20 protein-coding genes are annotated in these 24,483 nt (G+C 62.0%); 14 read left to right on the top strand and 6 right to left on the bottom strand.

The features are described from left to right. The first annotated feature begins 331 nt into the window (after window positions 1-331). From NWV16_RS00825 to NWV16_RS00795, 7 genes are read left to right on the top strand one after another with little or no spacing between them, the layout of a single operon-like run. Window positions 332-1,894 (top strand): glycosyltransferase, encoded by a 1,563-nt coding sequence (locus tag NWV16_RS00825; RefSeq protein WP_260521611.1) that lies wholly within the window; start codon window positions 332-334, stop codon window positions 1,892-1,894. Next, window positions 1,888-3,192, top strand: coding sequence for a glycosyltransferase (locus NWV16_RS00820; protein WP_260521610.1), 1,305 nt, complete (start codon window positions 1,888-1,890; stop codon window positions 3,190-3,192). Before NWV16_RS00825 ends, NWV16_RS00820 begins: the two co-directional genes overlap by 7 nt. Then, window positions 3,189-4,073, top strand: a complete 885-nt coding sequence (locus tag NWV16_RS00815) for a class I SAM-dependent methyltransferase (protein ID WP_260521609.1) — start codon at window positions 3,189-3,191, stop codon at window positions 4,071-4,073. Before NWV16_RS00820 ends, NWV16_RS00815 begins: the two co-directional genes overlap by 4 nt. After that, a complete protein-coding gene (locus tag NWV16_RS00810; RefSeq protein WP_260521608.1) occupies window positions 4,070-5,224 on the top strand; it encodes an acyltransferase in 1,155 nt (384 codons plus the stop codon). The genes NWV16_RS00815 and NWV16_RS00810 overlap by 4 nt, the downstream gene beginning before the upstream one ends. After that, on the top strand, window positions 5,218-6,036 hold the full coding sequence (locus NWV16_RS00805; RefSeq protein ID WP_260521607.1) for a class I SAM-dependent methyltransferase: 819 nt from the start codon (window positions 5,218-5,220) through the stop codon (window positions 6,034-6,036). The genes NWV16_RS00810 and NWV16_RS00805 overlap by 7 nt, the downstream gene beginning before the upstream one ends. A gap of 48 nt (window positions 6,037-6,084) precedes the next feature. Then, window positions 6,085-7,278: a DUF3142 domain-containing protein gene (locus NWV16_RS00800; RefSeq protein WP_260521606.1), complete on the top strand. Its 1,194-nt coding sequence runs from the start codon at window positions 6,085-6,087 to the stop codon at window positions 7,276-7,278. Continuing rightward, a complete protein-coding gene (locus tag NWV16_RS00795; protein WP_260521605.1) occupies window positions 7,265-9,403 on the top strand; it encodes a hypothetical protein in 2,139 nt (712 codons plus the stop codon). Before NWV16_RS00800 ends, NWV16_RS00795 begins: the two co-directional genes overlap by 14 nt. Here the strand turns inward: NWV16_RS00795 and NWV16_RS00790 are convergent. Beyond that, window positions 9,400-10,029 (bottom strand): LysE family translocator, encoded by a 630-nt coding sequence (locus NWV16_RS00790; protein ID WP_260521604.1) that lies wholly within the window; start codon window positions 10,027-10,029, stop codon window positions 9,400-9,402. The genes NWV16_RS00795 and NWV16_RS00790 overlap by 4 nt on opposite strands. 144 nt (window positions 10,030-10,173) lie before the next feature. Between NWV16_RS00790 and NWV16_RS00785 the strand changes: the two genes are divergently transcribed. Next, window positions 10,174-10,647 (top strand): Lrp/AsnC family transcriptional regulator, encoded by a 474-nt coding sequence (locus NWV16_RS00785; RefSeq protein WP_260521603.1) that lies wholly within the window; start codon window positions 10,174-10,176, stop codon window positions 10,645-10,647. A gap of 3 nt (window positions 10,648-10,650) precedes the next feature. On the opposite strand, the gene lpdA is transcribed toward NWV16_RS00785, so the two are convergent. Further along, on the bottom strand, window positions 10,651-12,051 hold the full coding sequence (gene lpdA, locus NWV16_RS00780) for a dihydrolipoyl dehydrogenase (protein ID WP_260521602.1): 1,401 nt from the start codon (window positions 12,049-12,051) through the stop codon (window positions 10,651-10,653). Between the two features lie 193 nt (window positions 12,052-12,244). Here lpdA and hflK (NWV16_RS00775) point away from each other — a divergent pair, with 193 nt between their 5' ends. The 5 genes from hflK (NWV16_RS00775) to cfaB all read left to right on the top strand — a co-directional run bounded on the left by hflK (NWV16_RS00775) (window position 12,245) and on the right by cfaB (window position 19,556). Continuing rightward, entirely contained in the window at window positions 12,245-14,203 is a 1,959-nt protein-coding gene (hflK, locus tag NWV16_RS00775; protein ID WP_260523599.1) for a protease modulator HflK, read from the top strand. Beyond that, window positions 14,200-15,246: a protease modulator HflC gene (gene hflC, locus NWV16_RS00770; protein ID WP_260521601.1), complete on the top strand. Its 1,047-nt coding sequence runs from the start codon at window positions 14,200-14,202 to the stop codon at window positions 15,244-15,246. The genes hflK (NWV16_RS00775) and hflC overlap by 4 nt, the downstream gene beginning before the upstream one ends. After that, the gene (gene hflK, locus NWV16_RS00765; RefSeq protein WP_260521600.1) at window positions 15,243-16,298 is read left to right on the top strand and encodes a protease modulator HflK; all 1,056 of its coding nucleotides are present in this window, start codon (window positions 15,243-15,245) and stop codon (window positions 16,296-16,298) included. The genes hflC and hflK (NWV16_RS00765) overlap by 4 nt, the downstream gene beginning before the upstream one ends. Further along, window positions 16,295-18,202, top strand: coding sequence for a heavy metal translocating P-type ATPase (locus NWV16_RS00760; protein ID WP_260521599.1), 1,908 nt, complete (start codon window positions 16,295-16,297; stop codon window positions 18,200-18,202). Before hflK (NWV16_RS00765) ends, NWV16_RS00760 begins: the two co-directional genes overlap by 4 nt. Before the next feature lie 166 nt (window positions 18,203-18,368). Next, window positions 18,369-19,556 carry a C17 cyclopropane fatty acid synthase CfaB gene (gene cfaB / locus NWV16_RS00755; RefSeq protein WP_260521598.1) on the top strand — a complete coding sequence of 396 codons (1,188 nt, stop codon included), beginning with the start codon at window positions 18,369-18,371 and terminating at the stop codon, window positions 19,554-19,556. A 1-nt stretch (window position 19,557) separates the two neighbouring features. Here the strand turns inward: cfaB and cls are convergent, their stop codons facing one another. After that, complete coding sequence (gene cls, locus NWV16_RS00750; RefSeq protein ID WP_260521597.1) at window positions 19,558-20,997, bottom strand: cardiolipin synthase; 1,440 nt, start codon at window positions 20,995-20,997, stop codon at window positions 19,558-19,560. Window positions 20,998-21,143: 146 nt separating this feature from the next. Between cls and NWV16_RS00745 the strand changes: the two genes are divergently transcribed. Next, complete coding sequence (locus tag NWV16_RS00745) at window positions 21,144-21,662, top strand: DUF3617 domain-containing protein (protein WP_065260904.1); 519 nt, start codon at window positions 21,144-21,146, stop codon at window positions 21,660-21,662. Window positions 21,663-21,700: 38 nt separating this feature from the next. On the opposite strand, the gene NWV16_RS00740 is transcribed toward NWV16_RS00745, so the two are convergent. From NWV16_RS00740 to NWV16_RS00730, 3 genes are read right to left on the bottom strand one after another with little or no spacing between them, the layout of a single operon-like run. Next, the gene (locus tag NWV16_RS00740) at window positions 21,701-23,038 is read right to left on the bottom strand and encodes a dihydroorotase (protein WP_260521596.1); all 1,338 of its coding nucleotides are present in this window, start codon (window positions 23,036-23,038) and stop codon (window positions 21,701-21,703) included. 3 nt (window positions 23,039-23,041) lie between these two features. Further along, the gene (locus NWV16_RS00735; protein ID WP_260521595.1) at window positions 23,042-23,602 is read right to left on the bottom strand and encodes a carbonate dehydratase; all 561 of its coding nucleotides are present in this window, start codon (window positions 23,600-23,602) and stop codon (window positions 23,042-23,044) included. Then, window positions 23,599-24,474, bottom strand: coding sequence for a metal ABC transporter substrate-binding protein (locus tag NWV16_RS00730; RefSeq protein ID WP_260521594.1), 876 nt, complete (start codon window positions 24,472-24,474; stop codon window positions 23,599-23,601). Before NWV16_RS00730 ends, NWV16_RS00735 begins: the two co-directional genes overlap by 4 nt. Window positions 24,475-24,483 lie beyond the last annotated feature (9 nt).

Raw genomic sequence — 24,483 nt, 5'->3', positions numbered from 1 at the left:
GATGTCGTTGTTGTAGTTGTTTGGTTGCCAATCTGTGCCAATTGCTCGGCAATTTCAACTGGCCAAACCGTGACCGGCCAGTTCTCGTCAGCGTAGCCCGTTTTTTCTCGCCGGGCGGTTCCCGAATCCTGAACGGATGTGTTTAGAATGCCCCTCGTCGCGGTTTCCCGAACGTTGCCGGAGTGACTTCGCAGTTCGGTCGAACTGACCACTAAAACAAGAACGACGACGTGCTTCGGACACAGGACGAATGCCGGCCATGCCGACCCGATCCGATGCCTGGCCGTCATAGCGTGAGGCTGCCGGGATGGCGGTCGCACCGTGGGATGCCATGAATTTCATTCTCTACTCGGATGTCAACGACCGCTCCATCAGCCAGAGTCTGGGGCGTCCCGAATACAGCTATTACTTCGTGCTCAAGGCCTATCGCCCGGTGCTCGAAAGTCTGGGACGGGTGCATGTGGTGTCCAGCAGCGCCGAGGTCGATCCCCTCTATCGACAACTGCTCGCCGCCGGTGAGACCAGCGTTTTCCTGTCCTTCACACCGCCGCAGAATACGCCGGCCGATCTTGAATGCCCGACCATCTGCGTGATTGCCTGGGAATTCGATTCGATCCCGGATGAGTCGTGGGATGGCGATTCACGCCAGGACTGGACGCGGATGCTCGCACGGCAGGGACGGGTCATCACCCTGTCGAGCCACACCGCACGAGCCATTCGCCGAGCCATGGGCGAAGATTTTCCGGTGCTGGTATTGCCGACGCCGCTGTGGGAACAGTTCGCGGCCATTCGTGAGCAGCACGTCAGCGCTCCGATCAATACCGGAGCGACCCTGGCGATCAAGGGCTGCATTTTCGACAGCCGCACGCTGGGATTGTCTGCCGATGATTTGCTGCCCAAACCGCTGACCGCCGAGCAACTGGCCGAGATCGAGGCACAGCGTCCGCCACCCCTGACACTCAAACGTCGACTGGTCATTGCCCGCCATTACCTGCGTCTGTGGGCGTTGAATCCAGGCGATCAACCCAAGCCCATGGCCCGCGTGAAATATCTGCATCACGGCTACTGGGAAGGTTTGCGCGACCTGATGCCGGACAAAGTCCACGCCTGGCTCGAGCGGCGCCTGCCGGACATTGCCGGTCCCCATGAAGTGGCGGTAAATGAACCGCCGCCCCCTGAGCTGCCGGACACGTCCTGCGTCGTCGAAACCACGGTCGATGGCGTGATCTACGTGACCGTCTTCAACCCCAGGGACGGTCGCAAGAACTGGCATCAACTGATCACGGCGTTCTGCTGGGCCTTTCGCGAAACCCCTGATGCGACGCTGGTGCTGAAGATCACCCAGAACGATCTGGCGTCCTACTACAGCGAACTGATGACCCTGCTCGCGCAGCTCACGCCGTTCGCCTGCCGGGTGCTGGTGATGCACGGTTACCTGGATGATCCGCAATATGCGCGGCTGTACCGGGCCGCCAGTTTTTACGTCAACGCCTCGCGCTGCGAAGGCCTGTGCCTGCCGCTGATGGAGTTCATGTCCAGCGGCAAACCGGTAATCGCGCCGGATCACACGGCGATGGAAGACTACATCGACGACTCGGTGGCGTTTGTCGTCCGGTCCAGCGAAGAGCTGACAATCTGGCCTCAGGACACCCGCATCATTTACCGCACTCTGCGCTATCGACCGGACTGGGGCTCGCTCAAGACGGCCTACGAAAACAGTTACCGGATGGCCAAAACGCAACCGCAGGACTACCACCGAATGTCGGTTGCAGCCATTGAGCGCATGCGCGACTACTGCGCGTTCGCTCCGGTGCAGCAGCGCCTGGCGGATTTCTTCGGACTTGTGCCAGCGGTTGCCGATACCGCGCCCGTGACGGACAACGCCTCATGCTGATCATCATTCATTCGGAAACCAACCGGCACACGATCGCGCAGAACCTCGGCCGCTCGGAGTACAGCTATTACTTCGTGCTCAAGGAATATCGCCCGGTGCTCGAACGTCTCGGGCGGGTGCTGGAAGTCACCGACCCGGCCCGGGAAGTCGATGCGTTGTATCTGGATTGTCTGTCCCGTGGTGAACCGTGCGTGTTTCTGTCGTTTTCGCCGCCGCACCGCACGCCGATCCATCTGGCATGCCCGACACTGCCGGTGTTCGCCTGGGAATTCAGCACCATCCCCAATGAGCCTTTCGACAATGAGCCTCGCAACGACTGGCGCATGGTGCTCAAGGCCTGCGGTGCCGCGATCACCCATTCCAGCTACACGGTCAACGCCGTGCGCGAGGCGATGGGCGCCGATTACCCGATCGTCGCGGTTCCGGCGCCGGTGTGGGATCGCTTCGCGGCCCGGGGTGCGCAGCTTCAGGGGCAGCCCTCGACGGGGCCGGTGCGCCTGACGATCAAGGGGCTGGTGGCTGACAGTCGCGAGCTGGATCTGAATGCCTTCGGCCCGAAGCCTCTGCGCCGTGGCCAGGGTATCGATTTCGGCGCGCCGGTCCGCGAGCAGGAGTTGGTGCTGGACGGCGTGGTGTACACCTCGGTGTTCAACCCCGGCGACGGGCGCAAGAACTGGGAAGACATGCTCAGCGCGTTCTGCGTGACCTTCCGCGATGTGGAAGACGCCACGCTGGTGCTCAAGCTCACCCATCACGATGCCGAAGAAGCGCTCAGTGACATTCTTCATCATCTGTACAAAAACCAGTCCTACCGCTGCCGCATCGTGCTGATCCATGGCTACCTGGCGGACGCGGACTACGAGCGTCTGGTGCAGGCCACCCGCTACGTGGTGAACACGTCCTACGGTGAGGGCCAATGCCTGCCGCTGATGGAGTTCATGTCCTGCGGCAAACCGGCGGTGGCGCCGCGCACCACGGCGATGATCGATTACCTGAGCGAAGACAATGCATTTCTGGTCGAGTCCACCGATGAGCTCACCGCCTGGCCCCACGACCCGCGCAAGGCGTTTCGCACGCTGCGCTACATGACCAACTGGGCGTCGGTGTGCAGCGCGTATCGCGCCAGTTACGACGTCGCGAAGCAGGATCCGCAGCGTTACGCGCAGATGTCGTCGCAGGCCGTTGCCAGTCTCCAGGGCTTCTGCAGTCAAGCGCTGGCCGAGCAGCGTCTGCGCGATTTCCTCGCTCAGGTGCATGAAAGCCGCACTGTCGTTGCAACGGAAGACGCAGGCACATGATCCGCGCATGGCTGAAGCGTTTGCGTCCGGTTGCGCACCCGGCGCCGGTAGCGGTGACTGAACCGGTTGCCGCGGGTGTGTCGCCGAGGGACGTCGGTCTGCACGATGCGATGCTCGATGGCTGGTTCAACGGCGACAGCGGCGAGTTGCTCAAGGGCTTTGCCATCGCAGCGGATGACACCCTGCTCGATGTGGGGTGCGGCGAGGGCGTGGCCACACTGTTCGCCGTGCGCCAGGGAGCCTCGGTGATCTTCACCGACAGCGAACACGACAAGGTGCGCGACCTCGCCCGTCAAGTCGAAGCCCGGAGCCGAAAGGCCAGTCTGGGCCTGGTCAGCAACAGCCTGCCCCTGCCGTTGAGCGATGGTTGTGCGAGCAAGGTGGTGTGCATGGAAGTGCTGGAACACATCGATCACCCCGAACCGTTCATGGCCGAGCTGGTGCGCATGGGGCGTCCCGGTGCCTTGTACCTGCTCAGTGTGCCGGCGCCGACAGGTGAGCATTTGCAGCAGGGGATCGCCCCGGCCAGTTACTACCAGGCACCCAATCACGTGCAGATCTTTACCCCGGAGCGCTTCGCGGCACTGGTGGAAGAGGCCGGTCTGGTGATCGAGCATCGCCAGGCCAACGGGTTTTTCTGGGTCATGGGCATGATCTTTTTCTGGGCCAGCGAACGTGCGGCCGGGCGCGACCCGGGCGGTGCCGTGCGCGACCGGATCCAGGCGCCGTATCCACCTTTGATGGAGGGATGGGCCAGAACCTGGCAGGACTTGCTGGCGCAGCCCGACGGGTTGGCGATCAAGCGGATACTGGACCGGTTCATGCCCAAGAGTCAGGTGATCATCGCCCGCAAGCCGCTCGATGCAGGACGTGAGTCATGAGCACCAGGCGGATCATGGACATCGAAGTCCTGCGTGCTGTCGCGGTACTCGGCGTGCTGTTTCATCACTTGCAGGGCAGCCTGTTCACCGATCCGGTGCCGCTGCTCGAGAGGATTCACGTCTGGGCCCAGCCGTGGTGGGGCGTTGACCTGTTTTTTGCCATCTCCGGGTTTGTCATCGCCCGCAGCCTGATCCCGGCGCTGCAGGGGTGTTCGACCCGTCAGGAATACTGGGAACAGACCCGCAACTTCTGGTTGCGTCGGGCCTTTCGTCTGTTGCCGTCGGCGTGGCTATGGCTGGCCCTGATGCTGCTGGCGTGCCTGTTTCTCAATCGCTCCGGAGCTTTCGGTACGCTGCACGCCAACCTGCAGGCGACGCTGGCGGGCGTGTTGCAGTACGCCAACTTCCGGTTTGCCGACAGCTTCTTTCATTACGAGTACGGCAGCAGTTTCGTGTACTGGAGCCTGTCGCTGGAAGAGCAGTTCTATCTGCTGTTCCCGCTGCTGATTCTGGTGTGCCGCAAGCATCTGGTCTGGGCGTTGCTGGCGCTGGTCGCCGTGCAGCTGTTCACCCTGCGCACGCCGATACTGATGGTGGTCCGCACCGACGCGCTGGCCCTCGGTGTGCTGCTGGCGATGTGGAGCGTGCAGCCGTCCTGGCGGCGCTGGGAGCCGACTTTCCTGCGTCGCCCGTGGGCCGGTGTGTCTGCGCTGATCGTGCTGGCGCTGTTGTTGAGCTACATGGCCACCGATCGTTTCACCTTCGCCTCTTACCGGATCGGCTCGATTGCCGTGCTTGGTGCGCTGCTGGTGTGGATCGCTTCGTACAACCGCGATTACCTGCTGCCGGCGGGCAGAGTGCAGCAGTTGATGGCGTGGATCGGCAGCCGTTCCTACGGCATGTATCTGATCCACATCCCGGCCTATCAACTGGTGCGGGAACTGATCTTCCGCTTGCAGGGCGCCGGGCTGCCCAGTCCTGCCGGGCATCCGGTCGTGACGCTGCTGATTGCCGGTGGCCTGATCGTGCTGCTCAGCGAGCTGAATTACCGTTTCATCGAAATGCCGATGCGCAATCGCGGCGCCGCCCTGGTGCGGCGCCTCGGTACATCGCGTAACGCCGTCCCATCCTCTGGAGCCACCTCATGCTGAGCCTTTTGAAGAAACTCACGGCGCCGACGCCTGCCCCGACTGCCGCGCAGCCTGCTGCCGACAAGGTCGATCCGTACATGCTCGGCCTGCACGACGCGATGCTCAGCGGCTGGTTCAACCAGGAGACCGGCGAGCTGTTCAAAGGCTTCCCGGTGGGCGCCGATGACACCTTGCTCGACGTCGGCTGCGGCGACGGTGGCAACGTGCATTTTTGCGGCATGCGTGGGGCGAAGATCATCATCGCCGACATCGATGCAGCCAAGGTCGAAGCCACCCGCCAGCGCTTGAGCGATACGCCGGCCCGCGGCGTCGAATGTCACGTCACCGACTGCAACCCGTTGCCGATCGCCGATGGCACCGCCACGCGCGTGGTGTCCACGGAAGTCATCGAGCACGTCGACGACCCGGCGCAGTTCCTCGCCGAACTGGTGCGTGTCGGCCAGTCGGGTGCGCTGTACCTGTTGAGCGTGCCGCACCCCAGTTCCGAGGATCTGCAGAAAGACATCGCGGCGCCGGAGTATTTCCAGAAGCCCAACCATATTCGCATCATTAGCGAAGAGCAGTTCAAGGCGATGGTCAGCGAGGCCGGGCTGGAGATCATCAGCCACAGCCAGTACGGGTTTTACTGGTCGTTGTGGATGATGCTGTTCTGGGAAGCCAAGGTGGAATTCAGCAACCCGGATCATCCGCTGCTCAATCATTGGGCCGAGACCTGGCAGGCGGTGCTCGATTCGCCGCGCGGTGCGCAGATCAAGCAGGCGCTGGATGCGGTGGTGGCGAAGAGTCAGGTAATCATTGCCCGCAAGCCCTGAGTGCTTTTGTGTAACCTTGCAGCCTGATGTCTCAGGGATCTGCAAGGTATGCGCTTTTTCGTCGGGTGGTCGGCCCTTGTGGCCACATTGCTGCTGTGTGCCTGCGAACGTCAGGACACCGTGCCGCTCGATCAACAACTCTATGTCTGGCAGCGGCAATGGACGCCGGCCCATGAACGTGCCCTGAAGGACAGTCGCGGCGACTTCTCGACGCTTCGGGTGCTGGCGCTGCAAGCGTTCCCGAATGACGGGTGGCGTCGGGCGCGAGTGGATTTCGAGCTGCTGAAACAGGATGCCCGGCCGCTGATCGCAGTGATACGCCTCGACGGCCAGCTCAAGGCGCTCGATCAGCAACAGGTCACGGAACAGATTCTTCAGGTGCTCGCCGACTGGCAAGAGCAGGGCCTGACGCTCAGCGGTGTCGAGATCGATCATGATGCCGGCAATGCCCGACTGCCGGGCTATACCGAATTCCTCGTTCATTTGCGCAGCGCGCTGCCGGCCAGTCTGCCCTTGAGCATCACCGCATTGCCCGCATGGCTCGACAGCCCGCAATTGGCGGCATTGCTGGCGAGCGTCGACAGCAGCGTATTGCAGGTGCATGCCGTCAGTGATCCGCGTCGCGGTCTGTTCGATCCCGGGCAAGCACAACGTTGGGCCAGGGCCTGGGGGCGGGTGGCTGAAAAACCGTTCTACCTGGCGCTGCCGGCCTACGGAGTGGCGCTGTTGCCGGACGCCGGTGGCGCTCCAGTGGTGGAGAGTGAAGTCACACTGGAGCGCAGCGGCCAGCGACGGGAGTTGCTCGCCGATCCCCAGCAATTAAGCCGGCTGGCCAATGAATTACGCGAGGATCGCCCGGCGCATCTGGCCGGTCTGATCTGGTTTCGCCTGCCGCTGGCCAACGACCGCAGGGCCTGGAGCCTGGACACGCTGCGGGCGGTCGCCCGAGGGCACGCGTTGAGCAGCCATCTCAGCCTGACGTTCACCGAACAGAACGGCCTGCAGGACATCGCTCTGCGTAATGTCGGCAACCTCGACAGCGTCTGGCCCGCTCGCATTACCCTAAAGGCCCGGGGTTGCGAAGGCGCCGATGCGCTCGCCGGTTATGCATTGCAACAGAACGCGGATCTGCTTACCTTCACCCGCTTGCGCGACGGTCGATTGCCGGCGGGCGGGCAGCGCGCCATCGGTTGGGCGCGTTGCGCAACCATTGATCAAGGAGGTTCGCATGTTGACCCGTAACTGGCCCCGCCATCTGCTGTGCCTGAGCCTTGCCCTGCCGTTGGGATCGGCGCTGGCCTGCGGTCCGGATTTCCCGATGCGTCTGCTCGACGATCGCGGACAATCGCTGGCGGAATTGCCGGAGGGCAACTTCAGATTCGAGATCAGTCGCCTCGGCAAAACCATTGCCGGGCTCAAGAACGTCACAACGGCCACCTACAACCCTGATGCCTCCTATGGCGAAGCGAATGACCCTTCCGATCAGCGTGAGAAGGCCGAACAGCTCGGGCTGAGCGCGGAGCAGCAGGCGCTGGTCAAACAACTGCGCAGCCTGACCGATGCGCGTCAGGCCGAGGAGCAGGGCGCGAGCCTGCCGGCGGAACTGCGCCTGTATGTGGCGGGCGCCGTAGCGTTCGGCGCCGGTGATCATCCATTGGCTGTCGAATACTTCCGCCAGTTGCTGGCACTGCCGGCCGACCAGCGTCCGTTGCGCAGTACCTGGGCCGCTTATTCGCTGGGCCGGGCGTTCTTCGCCATGAGCAGCGAAGCCGGTGATGCGCTCGACGCGCTGGAAAACGCCATTGATGCGTTTCGTCAGACACGGCAATTGAGCATCGACGGTTTCAACGATCCGCTGGAGCTGGGTGTGGCCAGCCTCGGCGAAGAGGCACGAGCGCTGCGCACGGCAGGCAGTTGGGACAAGGCCATCGAACTCTACGCCACGCAAAACCTGCATGGCTCGGAGGTCGGCTACACCTCGCTGAAACTGTTGATGAACGATCTGGCCGAAGAACCCGAAGACCGGCTGGAAAAGTTGCTGCGTGGCAAAGCGGTGCAGCAACTGGTGACCGCCTCGCTGATCAGCCGGATCGGCTGGTCGTTCGGCGATGAACCGCCCAGCCAGAAGAAACTCATCAAGGCGTTGCAGGACAGTACCCGCGGCAGCCTTGACAACGCTGATCGCCTGGCGGCCATGAATTACCAACAGGGCGATTACGTCAGCGCCAGGGCGTTCCTCGAACACGCCGGCGACAGTGGCCTGGCCTGGTGGCTGCGGGCGAAACTGGCGGTGCGTGACGGCGATAAAAATGCCGCAGCGGCGGCCTATGCCAAAGCCGCGCAAGCCTTCCCGCAGGACGAATCCTGGGGCGAACGGCGCACGGCTGACTGGAATCTCGAGACCCTGCAGCCCAAGTGCCGGGTCGAGGGTGAAAGCGCGATTCTGGCGCTGCAACGTGGCGAATACCTGCAGGCCTTCGATCAGTTGTATCGCAGCAAGGCCATTTATTGGTTCGACGCCGCGACCGTGGCCGAGCGGGTGCTGACGCTCGATGAGCTCAAACAGTATGTCGATGCCAAGGTTCCGGCGCCGCCGGCGTTGAGTCAGCAGGATCGCGACAATTACGTGCCGCTGCCGGTGGCTGCGAGCCTGCGCAATCTGCTGGGCCGCCGGATGTTGCGCGAGGGCCGTTATGAAGAGGCCGTCGGGTATTTCGACAATCCCGATCTGCAGCACAAGGCCCGGCTCTACGGTGAGCAACGCCTGAAAGCCGATTCGGCGTGGTGGCCGACCAAGCGTGCCAATGCCTTGTTCAATGCGGCGTGGACGGCCCGCGAGTGGGGCATGGACATCCTGGGCTATGAAATGGCCCCGGATTACGCGACCTTCGGTGGCAACTACAGCCTGGAAACCACCGAGCTGAAAGTCGGGCCGCTGGTGAGCGAAGCCGAGGTGCAACGGCAGAAGGCCACTGAAGCGCAGCCGGACGAACGTTATCACTATCGTTTTGTCGCCACCGCGCTGGCCAGTCGCGCCGCGGACAACCTCCCTCATACCAGCCAGGCGTTCGCCGCCGTGCTGTGTACGGCGGCCGGTTTCAACAGCAGCCTGCAGGAACAGAAGGCGCTGTATCAGCGTTATGTGAAGGAAGGTCCGTACATGGGCTGGGGCGGCTATTTCGGCCAGCAATGCCCTTATCCGGATTTCGCCAACGCTGACAAACGCTACGTGACTCAAATTGTCGATGCTGTACGCGGAGTGTTGCGACCCTACAAGCGGGCCGTGCAGATCGGCGCCATCGTCGGGGTGACGGCCATCGCGCTGGTGATCATTACCCGTCGCCAGCGCAAGGCCCGCAAAACCTAAGCCTGCTGGACCAGCGTCAGGCGTACGGCAAAGCCGATCAGCAGGCTGCCGAACAACCACTGTTGCACACGTTGGGCCGTCGGGCTGTGTTTCAGCCAGCGGCCCAATGCGCTACCGAGCAAGGCATAGACGCTGTCGAACAGCAATCCGGCGGCCACCAGCATCGCGCCGAGCGCCGCGAATTGCCTCAACACCGGCGCGCCATCCGCCACGATGAATTGCGGCAGCAGCACCGAGCAGAACAGCAGGGCTTTGGGGTTGAGCAGGTTGGTCAGCAGGCCGCGACGGATCGCTGCGCGCCATGGGCCATGGCTATCCGTCACGGTGCCGGTGTTCAGGTCCGGCAGCAGCGTGGTGCGCAGGCACTGGACGCCGATCCACAGCAGGTACGCCGCTCCGGCCATTCGCACTGCATCGAACGTCCACGGCGCCGCCTTGAACAGCGCCGCCAGCCCCAGTGCTGCGAGCGCGACATGACAAGCCCGGGCGATGGCCAGCCCCACCGCCGTGGCGAGCGCTGCACGGCGACCCTGACGGGCGCCGGTCTGCAACAGCAGGATCATGTCCGGGCCGGGCAGCAGATAGACCACCGCCAACGCCAGGAAAAACAGCCAGAGACTCGCCATGTCGTACCCCTTTCGTTGTCGATTCGGTGCAACCAGTCTATGGCCGAGGGGCAGGGCAGGTGCTTGCGTAGTTGGCTTCTAAAGCGGTCTGGATTGGCATAACCTGCTTTCTTTTTGCGGTTAAACCATCAGGATCTGCCAACCATGAAACTCGACGCCTTTGATCGCAAGATTCTCGCCGCGCTGCAACGGGACGGGCGCCTGAGCAACGTGCAACTGGCGGACGAGATCGGCTTGTCGGCATCACCGTGTCTGCGTCGGGTGCGGATGCTGGAAGAGGCGGGCGTGATTCGCGGTTATCAGGCGATTCTGGATCGTGACGAAGTGGGGCTGGGGCTGACGGTGTTTGTCGGGGTCAAGGTCGAGCGGCACAACGATGAACAGGCCGACGCGTTTCACCGGGCGGTGACTGCGTTGCCGGAGGTGATATCGGCGTTTCTGGTGTCCGGGGAATCGGACTTCCTGCTGCAGGTCGTGGTGCCGGATCTGCGCGCCTATGACCGTTTTCTCACCGGTTGCCTGTTGAAACTGCCGGGTGTCAGCGATATTCGCAGCAATTTTGCGATTCATACCGTAAAAACCCCAGGGGCGTTGCCGCTGGGGCATTTGCCGTCCTGACACCTACATTTGCGTTGCCATGCCCTCGACGTTCATGGCCGCCTGACGCAGCGCTTCGGAACGGGTCGGGTGAGGATGGCAGGTCAGGGCGATGTCCTCGGCCGACGCACTGAATTCCATGGCCACGCAATACTCGCCGATCATTTCGCTGACGCTCGGACCGACCAGATGCACGCCAATCACTTCGTCGGTGTGCGCGTCGGCGAGGACTTTGGCAAAACCTTCGGTTTCGTGATTGATCTTCGCCCGGCTGTTGGCGGTGAAGGGGAACTTGCCAACCTTGTAGGCCCGGCCTTCGGCCTTGAGCTGCTCCTCGGTCTTGCCGACGCTGGCCAGCTCCGGCCGGGTGTAGATCACATTGGGGATCAGGTCATAATTGACCTCGCCCGCCTTGCCGACAATCTGCTCGATGCAGGCCATGGCTTCGTCTTCAGCTTTGTGGGCCAGCATCGGTCCTGAAGTGACATCGCCGATCACCCACACGCCCGGCGCTTCGGTGCGATGGTGCTTGTTGGCGAGCATGCCGCGTTTGTCGGTGTGCAGGCCGACGTTCTCCAGCCCCAGGCCCCGGGTATAAGGGCGACGGCCGATGGCGACCAGCACGTAATCCGCTTCCAGTAGCTCGGCGCTGCCGCCAGCGGCCGGTTCGATGCTCAGTTGTACGCCGCTGGCCGAAGACGTGGCGCTGGTGACTTTTGAACTCAGTTTGAACGTGATGCCCTGTTTGCTCAGTGAGCGTTGCAGGGTCTTGCCGGCTTCGCCGTCCACACCCGGGCAGATGCGGTCGAGGTATTCCACCACCGTTACCTGCGCCCCGAGCCGCCGCCAGACCGAACCCAGTTCCAGGCCGATGACGCCGGCACCGATCACCACCAGATGTCTGGGCACTTCGCTCAGGGACAGTGCGCCGGTGGAATCGAGGATGCGCTGGTTGTCGATGTCGACGCCGGGCAGGGGCGTGGGCTCGGAACCGGTGGCGATGACGATGTGGTTAGCGGTCAGTTCAATGCGGCTGCCCTGATCGCCGGTCACGCTGACTTTTCCGGGGCCGTCGATGTGGCCCCAGCCCTTGATCCAGTCGACCTTGTTCTTGCGGAACAGAAATTCGATGCCTTTGGTCAGTCCGGCGACGCTTTCGTCCTTCTGCTTCATCATCTGCGCGAGGTTGAGCGTCGGTTTGACCTCGATGCCGAGGTTGGCAAATTCCCCGCCCGTCGCCGCGTCGTACAGTTCGGACGCATGCAACAACGCCTTGGACGGCATGCAACCGACGTTGAGGCAGGTCCCGCCCAGCGTGTTGCGGCCTTCCACGCAAGCGGCCTTGAGGCCCAACTGGCCGGCGCGGATTGCTGCGTTATAACCGCCGGGCCCGCCGCCCAGAATCACTACGTCATAGTTGCTCATGCGCTTACTCCTGGCTGAAGAATGCGGATCGCTAAAAATTACGTACGTAATATGTGCGTTTCTGGACATTTCGGTCAAGGCTTCAGGAACGCGACAGGTTAGACATCCTTGAATGTGAAATTGAGTACAAATATTTCACGGATTTCGTTATATCGTAACGAGTTGTGCAGTGAGCCAGGGGTTTTGGGGGGATATGCAAGTCGATCTGGACGTTGATGGCACGCAAGTCACCGGTTTGCCGCGCTTTCAGCAGGCGACGGCCCAAAGGCGTCGATTGCGCCGGTTGGCCATTGGGCTCGGTGGGTTGGCCGTGGTCGGGGTGGTGCTGGCGTTTTTTGTGGGCCTGTTTGCCTCGCAATCGCTGTGGCCCGCGCTGTTGGTCAACCAAAGTGCGGCGTTGCTGGTGCTGGTCGCCGGGTTGCAATCGGCGTGGTGGGTGACCGATTGGCGGGCGCGGGTGATCAGCCCGGTGGCGGCGGTTACCGGCGAGGAGGCAGTCCCCGGGCCGGACGGCTGGTACGAGCGACTGCTGGATCGGCTCAGTCGTCGCAGCCTGCATCTGCTGGGGCAGATCGGAGCGCCGACCTTGTGGCTGGGCGGTCTGGCGCTGTTGGCATTGCTGGGTATCGAGCAGGTGTGGAACCTGGCATTGCCCTCGGGCGCCGTGGGCATGTCCGCCTCCGTCAGCGCGGCGATTGCCCTGCTGCTGGCGTTCGGCCTGCTGGTGCTGGAGCGGCAACTGGCCCAGGAACATCCGGCGCAATGGCCCGAGGCCGGTGCGCTGGCGCAACTGACGCGCGTGACCATCATCAGTCTGGTGCTGGGCGCGTTGTGCTTGTTGTTCGCCAGCGAGAATTCGGTCTGGCCCGTACGCCTGGCAGTGCTGATCGGCATCTTGCCGGGGCTGGTCGCTGCGGAGTTGCTGCTGCGCGCTGTGCTGTCGCTGTTCAGCCCGCGTCGTGAACAGCTGGAGCCGGTGCTGCTGGCCCGCAGTTTCGTCGCCGATCTGCTGCGCTGGCCGCCGCAACCGTTACTCGCGTTGCAGCACGAATTGCATAACCGCTTCGGTATCGATCTGCGGCAGATCTGGGCGTTCAGCTACATGCGTCGCGCATGCCTGCCGGTATTGGTGCTGGTGGCGGCAGTCGGCTGGTTGCTCACCGGCGTTCATGAAATTCCACTGCAAAGCCGTGGCATTTACGAGCGCTTCGGCAAACCGGTGCAGGTGTTCGGCCCGGGTTTGCATGCCGGTCTGCCATGGCCGTTGGGCCGGGTACTGAATGTGGAGAACGGTGTGGTGCACGAACTGGCGACCAGCGTCGGCGAGAACCCGGTGCCGGTTCAGGCGGATCCGGCGGAAGGTCCGGCACCGGTCACTGCCAACCGCTTGTGGGACGCCAGCCACGTCAATGACAAGTCACAGGTCATCGCCAGCAGTCGTAACGAGCAGCAGAGCTTCCAGATCGTCAACATGGACGTAAGGTTTGTATACCGCATAGGTCTCAGCGATCAGGCCGCATTGGCCGCGACTTATAACAGCGCGGATGTGCCGTCGCTGATCCGCAGTACCGCGAGCCGGATTCTGGTTCACGATTTTGCATCGCGCACCCTCGACGGTTTGCTGGGGCAGGACAGGGTAGGGCTGGCTGACGAGATCGGTCGCGCGGTGCAAAGCGATCTGCAGAAACTCGACAGTGGCGTAGAAATTCTCGCCACCGTGGTCGAGGCGATTCATCCTCCGGCAGGTGCCGCCAATGCCTATCACAGCGTGCAAGCGGCGCAGATCGGCGCCCAGGCGTTGATCTCTCGCGAGCGTGGCGCGGCGGCTGAAGCGAGCAACCAGGCGCAGTTGCAGGCCAGCCTCGCGCGCGATCAGGCCAGTGCCAATGCCCACGAAACCAGCTCGAGCGCCCGTGCGGCGGATCTGAAATTCAGCGCCGAACAAAAGGCCTATGCCAATGCCGGCCAGGCCTTTGTGCTGGAGCAATACCTCAGCCAGCTCAGTCAGGGATTGGGCAAAGCCAAACTGTTGGTGCTCGACCATCGTCTGGGCGGCAGCAGCAACGCGCCGACTATCGACCTGCGTACGTTCACGCTGCCGGCTGACCCGTCGCCGGCGCGCACCACCGCTCAACCAGGAGCCACCCATTGAGCCAGTCGCACACACACGATCACCCTGACCACAGTGGTCACGACCATGCTCATGGCGGCCACCACCATCACGGGCATCATCACCACCATCATCATGGCGCGCCGGAGGAGGCGGGGCCTTTCCCGTGGCGCCGCATGGGCTGGGCCGTTTTACTGGTGGCGTTCGCCATCGCAGCGGCCAGTCTGGTGCAGGTGCGCTCCGGCGAGGCCACGGTGATCACCCGTTTTGGCAATCCTTCCCGGGTGTTACTGGAGCCGGGTCTGAGCTGGCGCTGGCCGGCACCGTTCGAAGCGGCGATTCCCGTGGATCTGCGCCTGCGCACCACATCCAGCGGTTTGCAGGACGTCGGCACCCGTGACGGTTTGCGCATCATCGTGCAGGCGTATGTCGCCTGGCAGGTGCAGGGTGATGCGGACAACGTCCAGCGTTTCATGCGTGCGGTGCAGAACCAGCCGGATGAAGCGGCGCGGCAGATTCGCACCTTTGTCGGCTCGGCACTGGAAACCACCGCCAGCAGTTTTGACCTGGCCAATCTGGTGAACACCGATGCCAATCAGGTGCGCATTGCCGATTTCGAGGCACAGTTGCGCCAACAGATCGATCAGCAATTGCTCGCCACTTACGGCGTACGTGTGGTGCAAGTGGGGATCGAGCGACTGACTTTGCCGTCCGTGACCCTTACCGCGACAGTCGACCGGATGCGCGCCGAGCGTGAAACCATCGCCACGGAACGTACGGCTATCGGCAAGCGTGAAGCGGCCCAGATTCGTTCGGGTGCCGAGCGTGATGCGCGCATCGTACAGGCCGATGCCACGGTGAAAGCGGCGGAAATCGAGGCGCAATCACGGGTCGAAGCCGCGCAGATTTACGGCCGTGCCTACGCGAGTTCTCCGCAGCTGTACAACCTGCTGCGTTCGCTGGACACCCTCGGCACCATCGTTACGCCGGAAACCAAATTGATCCTGCGCACCGATGCCGCACCGTTTCGCGTGCTGGTGGACGGCCCGCCGACACTGGATAGCAAGCGTGGAACGCAGCCATGAGCGATGAAGTTCCACGTGGAACACAATCACTGAACAGTCCGTGGATTCAGGCGGGTCGCCTGGCCTTTTTTGCCTTGTACGCGGTAACGGTTCTGGCAGCGTTGGCCTGGGCGTTTTCCAATGTGCGGCAGATCGACCCGCAGAATCGTGCAGTGGTCATGCATTTCGGCGCATTGGACCGCATCCAGAATGCCGGGTTGTTATTGGCCTGGCCGCAGCCGTTCGAACAAGTCGTTCTGCTGCCGGCAGCCGATCGGGTCATTGAGCGTCGTGTGGAAAATCTGCTGCGCAGCCCTGCCGCAATACAGGCGGATCGCGTCGCAACCTTCGCCACGCCAATCAGCGATGCATTGGCCGGTTCCGGCTATTTGCTCACGGGTGACGCCGGTGTCGTTCAGCTGGATGTGCGGGTGTTCTACAAGGTCACTGATCCTTATGACTTCGTGCTGCAAGGCGATCATGTGCTGCCAGCACTGGATCGACTGGTGACCCGCAGCGCGGTGGCCCTGACCGCGTCACGGGATCTGGACACCATTCTGGTAGCGCGACCGGAGCTGATCGGTGCCGACAATCAAGCTGCCGAACGACGCGAGCGGTTGCGTGGCGATCTGGTGCAAGGCATCAATCGGCGCTTGGCGCAATTGAAGGCGAGCGGGCAGGGCATCGGTATCGAAGTGGCGCGGGTCGATGTGCAGTCGAGTCTGCCCGAGCCGGCCGTCGGTGCGTTCAATGCTGTGCTGACTGCCAGCCAACAGGCCGACAAGGCTGTGGCCAATGCTCGCACCGATGCTGAGAAAATCACTCAGACCGCCAACGAACTGGCCGACCGCACCTTGCAGGTCGCCCATGCCCAGGCGGGAGAGCGTCTGGCCAAAGCCTCTGCCGATACTGCTACCGTGCTGAGTCTGGCAGGGCAACAGCACTCCGACCCGCAAATGCTGCTGCGCCTTTACCGCGAACGAATACCGAAGATTCTCGGCCAGGCCGGTTCGGTCACCACGGTCGATCCGAAGGACGATTCCCGCCTGATCATTCAGGGAGCCAGTAAATGACTGTCACCACTGCCACACCGAGCCTGTTGTCCTCGGCCGAGCAACGTCGCGCTGCGCGCCAGTTGACCCTGGCGATGCTCGCTCTCGGTTTGCTCGGGCTGGGGTTGATCTGGCGCTGGTTGCTGCCTGAACAGACAGGCGTCAGTCAGCTGCTGCTGGGTGTCGCGTCTTTGCTGGTGGCAGTGCCGGTGATGCGTTCGGCATGGTTCAGCCTGCGATACCCAAGCCTGCACGGCATCACCGATCAATTGATTGCGCTGGCGATGCTCGGGGCCTGGGCCACCGGTGATCTGCTCACTGCCGCATTGCTGCCCATCATCATGATCTTCGGCCATGTGCTGGAGGAGCGCAGCGTGATCGGCTCGCAAGAGGCGATTCATGCGTTGGGCCAGCTCACTCGCAGCCATGCGCGAAAAGTTCAGGCAGATGGCATGGTCATCGAAGTCGATAACGGCACGCTCAAGGCCGGTGACACCGTCGAAGTCCGGGCCGGCGATCGAGTGCCGGCGGACGGTCGCGTGTTGTCCGGCCAGGCCAGTCTCGACACCGCGTCGATCACGGGTGAGTCGGTGCCCGTTGAGGCAAGCGTCGGAATGACCGTGTTCGGCGGGGCGATCAATCTCGACGGCCTGTTGCGGATTGAAGTGACTCGCACCGGCGATGAATCGACTCTGGGCAAAGTCATCGCCCTGATGCAGAACGCCGAGCGCTCCAAGCCACCGATCACCCGGCTGCTGGAGCGTTATGCCGGCAGCTACATGGTGCTGGTGTTGCTGCTGGCGGCAGTGACCTGGTTTGTGACCCACGATGCGCAGGCGATGTTGGCGGTGCTGGTCGCAGCCTGTCCTTGCGCATTGGTGCTGTCGGCACCGGCCACGGCGATTGCCGGGGTGGCGGTGGCGGCGCGGCACGGGATTCTGATCCGCAGTTCAGCTTTTCTTGAAGAACTGGCCGACCTTACTTCACTGGTGGTGGACAAAACCGGCACGCTGACTTACGGCACGTTGCGCTTGCAGTCGATCAGCAGCGCGCAGGCGGATCACGATTCGGTGATGGCACTGGCCGCCAGTCTTGGTGCTGCGAGCAGTCACCCGGTCAGTCGGGCGCTGGCGGGACTGGTCCAGGCAGACCAGATGCTGGTGCTGTCCGACATTCACGAACGCCAGGGGCTGGGTGTGGTCGCCCGAACGGCGCAAGGTGAAGCCGCGCTGGGTCGCCCGGAGCTGTTCGCGCAACTGGGCATTGCGACCACATCTATTCCCGAACATGACGGCCCGATTGCCGGCCTGGCGTTGAACGGTGAATTCCTCGCCTGGCTCTTACTGGCCGACAGCGTCAAGCCGGAAGCGAAATTCGCTTTGAGCGAACTGCGCGATTTGGGCCTCGGTCGGCAACTGCTGCTGACCGGCGACCGGCAGAGCGTGGCGTACACCCTGGCCCGGGATGTCGGCTTGCAGGAAGTCGAAGCTCAGGCGTTGCCCGAAGACAAACTCAATCGGGTATTGAAGGAAATCGACCATGGATTCCGGCCAATGGTGGTCGGCGACGGCATCAATGATTCGCTGGCACTCAAGGCCGGTGTGGTAGGCGTTGCGATGGGCGCGGGTGGGGCGGATATCGCGTTGGCGTCCGCCGACATCGTGCTGATCGGCAGCGATCTGCGCCGGCTCGGCACCTGTGTGCGCCTGAGTCGCCAATGCCGGCGCACGCTGCAGGTAAACGTGATCATCGGTCTGGGCTGGACGTTGGCCATCGTCGTATTCGCTGCATTCGGTTGGTTGGGGGCGGCCGGGGCGATGATTGCCGCGTTGTTGCACAACCTGAGTACCTTGCTGGTACTGGGCAACGCCGGGCGCTTGCTGCGATTCCAGGAACCGTTGTTGAAGATTGACGGGCAGAGCTGATCATTTTTCGAACGGTGCGCCGATCCCGCAGTCTTCTGTACAGGCGCACCGCAGGAGGGAGATCGGTGCTGCTGTGTGATAGGTGCCGACTATTGAATCGATAGCCTGCTAATTTTCAAGGATGGTCTACCCTCAGATCAGACGTCTGAAACCAGGGGGATATTCCATGCTCGCGCAACTTCCACCGGCCTTACAGAATCTGCGGCTTCCGCTTCGCCTGCGACTCTGGGACGGCCATGAATTCGATCTTGGGCCCGAGCCCAGCGTGACCATCGTGGTCAAGGATCCGCAAATGGTGGCCCAGCTCACCCATCCCAGTCTGGATGCGCTGGGGGGCGCATTCGTCGAGGGTAAAGTCGAGCTTGAAGGCTCGATCAGCGAGGTCATTCGCGTCTGCGACGAGCTGAGCACCGCGCTGCTCGATGAAGATGAAGGCAGTCATCCCGTGCGCACCTTGCACGACAAGGAAACCGACGCCCAGTCGATTTCCTACCACTACGACCTTTCAAACGAGTTCTACCAGCTGTGGCTGGACAGCAACATGGTGTACTCCTGCGCCTATTTCGAGACCGGCAGCGAAACCATCGAGCAGGCGCAAGAAGCCAAGTTTCGCCATTTGTGCCGCAAACTGCGGCTACAGCCGGGCGAGTATCTGCTGGATGTCGGCTGTGGGTGGGGTGGGCTGGCGCGCTTCGCTGCCCGGGAATTCGGTGCCAGGGTTTTTGGTATCACCCTGAGCAAGGAGCAGTTGGCGCTGGCCCGTGAACGGGTGAAAGCCGACGGCCTGGAAGATCAGGTCGAATTGCAGTTGCTCGACTACCGGGATCTGCCCCAGGACGGGCGGTTCGACAAGGTCGTGAGCGTGGGCATGTTCGAGCATGTCGGTCACGCCAATTTGCCCGAGTACACCCGCATCCTGTTCGGTGCGGTGAAAGAGGGCGGTCTGGTGATGAACCATGGCATCACCGCCAAGCATACCGACGGCCGCCCGGTGGGGCGCGGCGCCGGAGACTTCATCGAAAAATACGTATTTCCCAACGGGGAGTTGCCACATCTGGCGATGATCACGGCCAACATCAGTGAAGCAGGTCTGGAGGTTGTCGATGTCGAGAGCCTGCGCCTGCATTATGCGCGAACCCTCGATCACTGGAGCGAACGTCTGGAGGACAATCTGGAAGCCGCCGCGAAACTGGTACCGGAACAGGCCTTGCGGATCTGGCGCCTGTATCTGGCCGGATGTGCCTATGCGTTTGCCAGGGGCTGGATCAATCTGCACCAGATTCTCGCCGTGAAGGCCCATCCCGACGGCAGTCATGAACTGCCCTGGACACGTGACGACATCTACAACCCTTGAACTAGAGAATCGGTGAAATCAGCCGGGCGATCCGCATGCCGAGCTGTTGCAGGCGATGGATCTCCCGGCTTTCTTCCTTGGCGATTTCGTAAGACAGGGCGAAGTCGTCGTTGAGCATCTGTTCCACGTGGCTGGCGAATTCGCTGTCGACCGTGAGCAGCATCACTTCGAAATTCAACCGGAACGAACGGTTATCCAGGTTGGCGCTGCCGATGGCGCTGATCTCGTTATCCACCAGCACCACTTTTTGATGCAGAAAACCCGGTTGGTAGCGGAACACCCGCACTCCGGCGCGCACCGCTTCGAATGCATAAAGGCTCGACGCGGCATAAACGATCCGGTGATCGGGACGCGAGGGCAGTAACAGTCGCACATCGACACCGCGCAGAACTGCAAGACGCAACGCGGCGAATACCGCTTCGTCAGGAATGAAGTAGGGACTCGTGATCCACACGCGTTCAGTGGCGGCATGGATGGCTTCAACGAAGAACAGCGAGCAGGTTTCACAGGCATCCGCCGGGCCGCTGGCGAGCAGCTGGCAGAGTACGCCGTCATCCGGATAAACCTCGGGCAGGATCAACGGCGGCAGCGTGCGCGCGGCCCAGAACCAGTCTTCGGCAAATGACTCCTGCATGCAGGCGACCACTGGTCCCCGCACCTGCACATGCGTATCGCGCCAGGGTGCCAGGGGTGGTTTTTCGCCCATGTATTCGTCGCCGACGTTGTGCCCGCCGACAAACCCGATCATTCCGTCGACCACCACGATCTTGCGGTGGTTGCGGAAGTTCACTTGAAAGCGATTGAGCCAGCCGCTGCGGGTGGCGAAGGCCTTGACCTCGACACCGCCGTCGCGCAATTGCTGCACGTAGCTGTGGGGCAGGGCGTGGCTGCCGATGCGGTCATAGAGCAGATGAATGGCGACACCTTCGGCGGCCTTCTGCAACAACAGTTGGAGCAGGCGCTGACCGAGGCGATCGTCGTGAATGATGAAAAACTGAATCAGCACCGCTTCCCGTGCCTGGCTGATTGCGTGGAAAATCGCCTCGAAAGTGTTGCTGCCGTTGATCAGCAACTGCACTTGGTTATTGGCCAGGCACGGCATGCGTCCCAGCTTCGGCATCGCCCGCAACGAGTCGTAGGCGTTTGAAGCGCGAGCCGTCAGGGCTTCCTCTACCCAAGGGCGCCAGTTCAGTTCGGATACGGCCTGGCGCATCTGTTCGTTGGCCTGGCGCCGGGCCTTGATATAACCGTCGAAGGTGCTGCGACCGAACACCAGATAGGGAATGAGCGTGAGATAAGGGATGAAGACCAGAGACAGCGCCCAGGCGATCGAGCCTTGTGCGGTACGGACGGTCAACACGGCATGAATGGCGGCAATGGTGCCCAGAGTATGTATCAGTGCAATCAGATAACCGAAGATGTGCGGGCCGAAATAATCCATGGGGCAACCTTGCTCCTGAAGATTCAATGCTTAACAGACCATGTTCCTTTGCGCTTGTCGCTATTTTATTTTCAGCCGTGAAAGCCGCCCATGAACCGAAACAAGCGGCGGGCGTCTAACGGCCACTACTGATCAGGAGTTTTGCAATGAACGTTCGTCTGCTGGGTTTGGCGCTGGGTCTGGGGTTGGCCTTGCCGTTGGTGGCTCAGGCGCAAATGCTGCAGCCGGGGTTGTGGGAAATGACGTCGAGCAACGTGAAAGTCGATGATCAAGCCATGGACGTGCAATCGATCCTTGGCCAGATTCAGGGCCAGATCACTCCGCAACAACGGGCACAGCTGGAAAAGCAGGGGATCAATATCGGCGGCAAGGGCATTCGTGCCTGCCTGACGCCACAGCAAGTGGCGACCAATGATATTCCGCTGGCAGACCCGCAGTCGGGCTGCAAACAGCAGATCACCGAGCGCAACGGCAATCAGTGGAAATTCCGCTTCAGTTGTCCGCGAGCCCAGGGCACAGGTGTGGCCACGTTCATCAGTGATCGCGAGTTCACGACCGTCGCCAACGGCACGTTCAATGCCATCGGGATCAACCAGAAGGGCAGTCTGGAAACCCGCGCCGTGTGGCTGGGACAGGATTGCGGCACGGTCAAACCAAGAGCCTGAAAACCGAACCGCCCCCACAACATCGCGGGGGCGGCTTTTTAGCGCATGAATCGCAGCGGCAATCCCTGACACCCGTCATGCAGGCGATTGCCGTGCCACGCGACCTGTCCCGATACCAGCGTCGTACTCACCCGATGGCGGAAGCTGCGACGGGCAAATGGCGTCCACCCGCACTGTGACAGAACAGGTTGCCGCGATACCGCGAGACCCTCGGGTTCTGTCTGAATCAATACCAGATCCGCCCAATATCCCTCTCTCAGATAACCGCGATCCGGAATGGCAAACAGATCCGCCACCCGATGGCTGGTCTTCGCCACCAGGGTTGTGATCGGCAGAACGCCGTCCGCGACCAGCTCCAGCAACGCCGGCATCGCATGTTGCACCAGAGGCAGTCCGGACGGCGCCCGGGCGTACGACAGCTGTTTCTCCGCCCAGGTATGCGGGGCGTGGTCGCTGCCGATCACATCCAGACGATGACTGAGCAAGGCGAGGCGCAGCGCATCGCGATCAGCCCGGGTCTTGATCGCCGGGTTGCATTTGATCTGGTTGCCGAAGTCCGGATAGTCGCGATCATCGAACAGCAGATGATGCAGGCAGACTTCCGCCGTAATGCGTTTGTGCGCCAGCGGCTTGTCCTCGAACAGCTCCAGCTCCCGGGCGGTGGTCAGGTGCAAAACGTGCAGGCGAGTGCCATGGCGTTTGGCGAGATCAACCGCCAGTGAAGAGGAGCGGTAACAGGCCTCGGCATTTCGGATCAAGGCATGGGCGTCGGGCGGAAGATGGTCGCCGAAACGCTCATACAGCTTTGCGGTGTTGGCCTCGATACTCGGCGTGTGTTCGCAATGGGCCAGCAGAATCGTCGGTACCTCGGCGAATAATCGTTCCAGCGTCCGGGGATCATCGACCAGCATATTGCCGGTCGACGCGCCCATGAACACTTTGACCCCGGCCACCTCACTGGGATTGAGCGCCGCGACAGTGTCCAGGTTGTCGTGGCTGACACCGAAGTGAAAGCCGTAGTTGGCCACTGAATTGATCGCCGCCCGGCGCTTTTTATCAGCCAATGCTTCGAGGCTGAGGGTGGCCGGGTTGGTGTTGGGCATGTCCATGAAGCTGGTGATGCCCCCGGCCACCGCGGCGCGGGATTCGGTGTAGATGCTGCCCTTGGTCGGCGAACCCGGTTCACGGAAATGCACTTGATCATCGATCATTCCCGGCAGCAGCCATTGACCGGCAGCGTCGATTTCCAGCACGGCGTTTTCGCCTTCGATACTGGGGGCGATCTTGATGATGCGTCCGTGGCTGACCAGCAGATCGGCGTCGAACTCACGTCCTTCATTCACCAGTCGCGCATTGCGAATCAGCACACTGTTCATGGTTCAGAACTCGTTCTGCAGGGCCTTGTAGCCGCGCACCAGATCGACATTGGTGCGCGCCACGTCTTCGGAAAACTCTGAAGCGCTGACACTCACTGGCGGGTACTGCGACAGATCGGTGTTCGGCCCGATACGGGTGGTTGAGGGGACGTAGAACGCATCCGGCAAATCCCGGCCATCGACCACCGAGTTGTGCCGCACCACACAACCGTTTCCGACCACGCAATTGAACAACACGCTGTTGAAACCGATGAACACCCGGTCGCCGACTTTGCACGGGCCATGCACGATCGAGCGGTGGGCGATGGAGCTGAACTCGCCGATGGTCACCGCTGCGCCAGACTTCGAGTGAATCACCACGCCATCCTGGATGTTCGAGTTGGCGCCGATGATGATCGGCTCCATTGCGCCCGAGGCGTCCACTTCATCGGCGCGAATAACCGCGTAGGGACCGACGAACACGTTGTCGCCAATCACCACTTTGCCGCAGATGATTGCGGTTTTATCGACGTAGGCAGACTCGGCAATTTGCGGCAGATCGCCGGAAGGATTTTTTCGGATCATGGTTGGCTCAGGGCGTTGTAAAGCGTGTTGAGGTTGGATTCGAACAGGCCGGTGAACGTGCCGGCCGGACCTGAAGCGGAGAGGGCGTCGGAGTACAGTGTGCCGCCGATGTGCGCGCCGCTTTCGTCGGCGATCTGTTTGAGCAGGCGCGCGTCCTTGATGTTTTCCATGAACACGGCTTTGACCTTGGCCTGGCGGATCTGGGTGATCAGCGCGGCGACTTCGGCGGCGGAAGGTTCGCGCTCGGTGGACAACCCTTGCGGCGCCATGAAGTCGATCCCGTAGGCCTGGCCGAGATAACCGAACGCGTCGTGGCTGGTGACGATCTTGCGATTGCCGGGCGGCAGTGAACCCAGTTTGGCCTTGGCTTCGGCGAGCAAGGCGTAAATCTGTTTCAGGTAGGCCTTGCTGTTGCGTTCGTAGTCGGCCTTGTTCGCCGGGTCAGCGGCAATCAATGCCTTGGTGATGTTGGCGACGTACAGTTCGGTGTTGGCCAGGTTGTGCCAGGCGTGCGGATCGGGAACGGTTTCGCCGTCTTCTTCCAGAGCGCGGGGGATCACGCCGTGGCTGGCGCTGATGACCGTGGCTTTGGTGTCGGTGCTGGTCACCAGTCGATCCAGCCAGGGTTCGAAGCCCAGGCCGTTTTTGACGATCAATTTTGCTTTCAGCAGTGCCTTCGCATCTTCCGGTGTCGGTTCATAGGTATGGGCGTCGGCGTCGGGGCCGACCATGTTGGTAATCTGGATATGCTCGCCGCCGACCTGATGCACCATGTCGGCAAGGATGCTGAAACTGGTGACCACTGGCAGTTTTTCCGCAGCCGACAACGACATCGACAGCATCAGACTGAACAACACAAGTAGAGCGCGCATCGGGAAACA

Origin of the sequence: Pseudomonas sp. BW7P1 (genome assembly GCF_024981055.1) — a bacterium.
Taxonomy (GTDB): domain Bacteria; phylum Pseudomonadota; class Gammaproteobacteria; order Pseudomonadales; family Pseudomonadaceae; genus Aquipseudomonas; species Aquipseudomonas bananamidigenes.
Note: the sequence above shows the minus strand (reverse complement) of the source record. Positions and strands in the feature narration are given on the sequence as shown.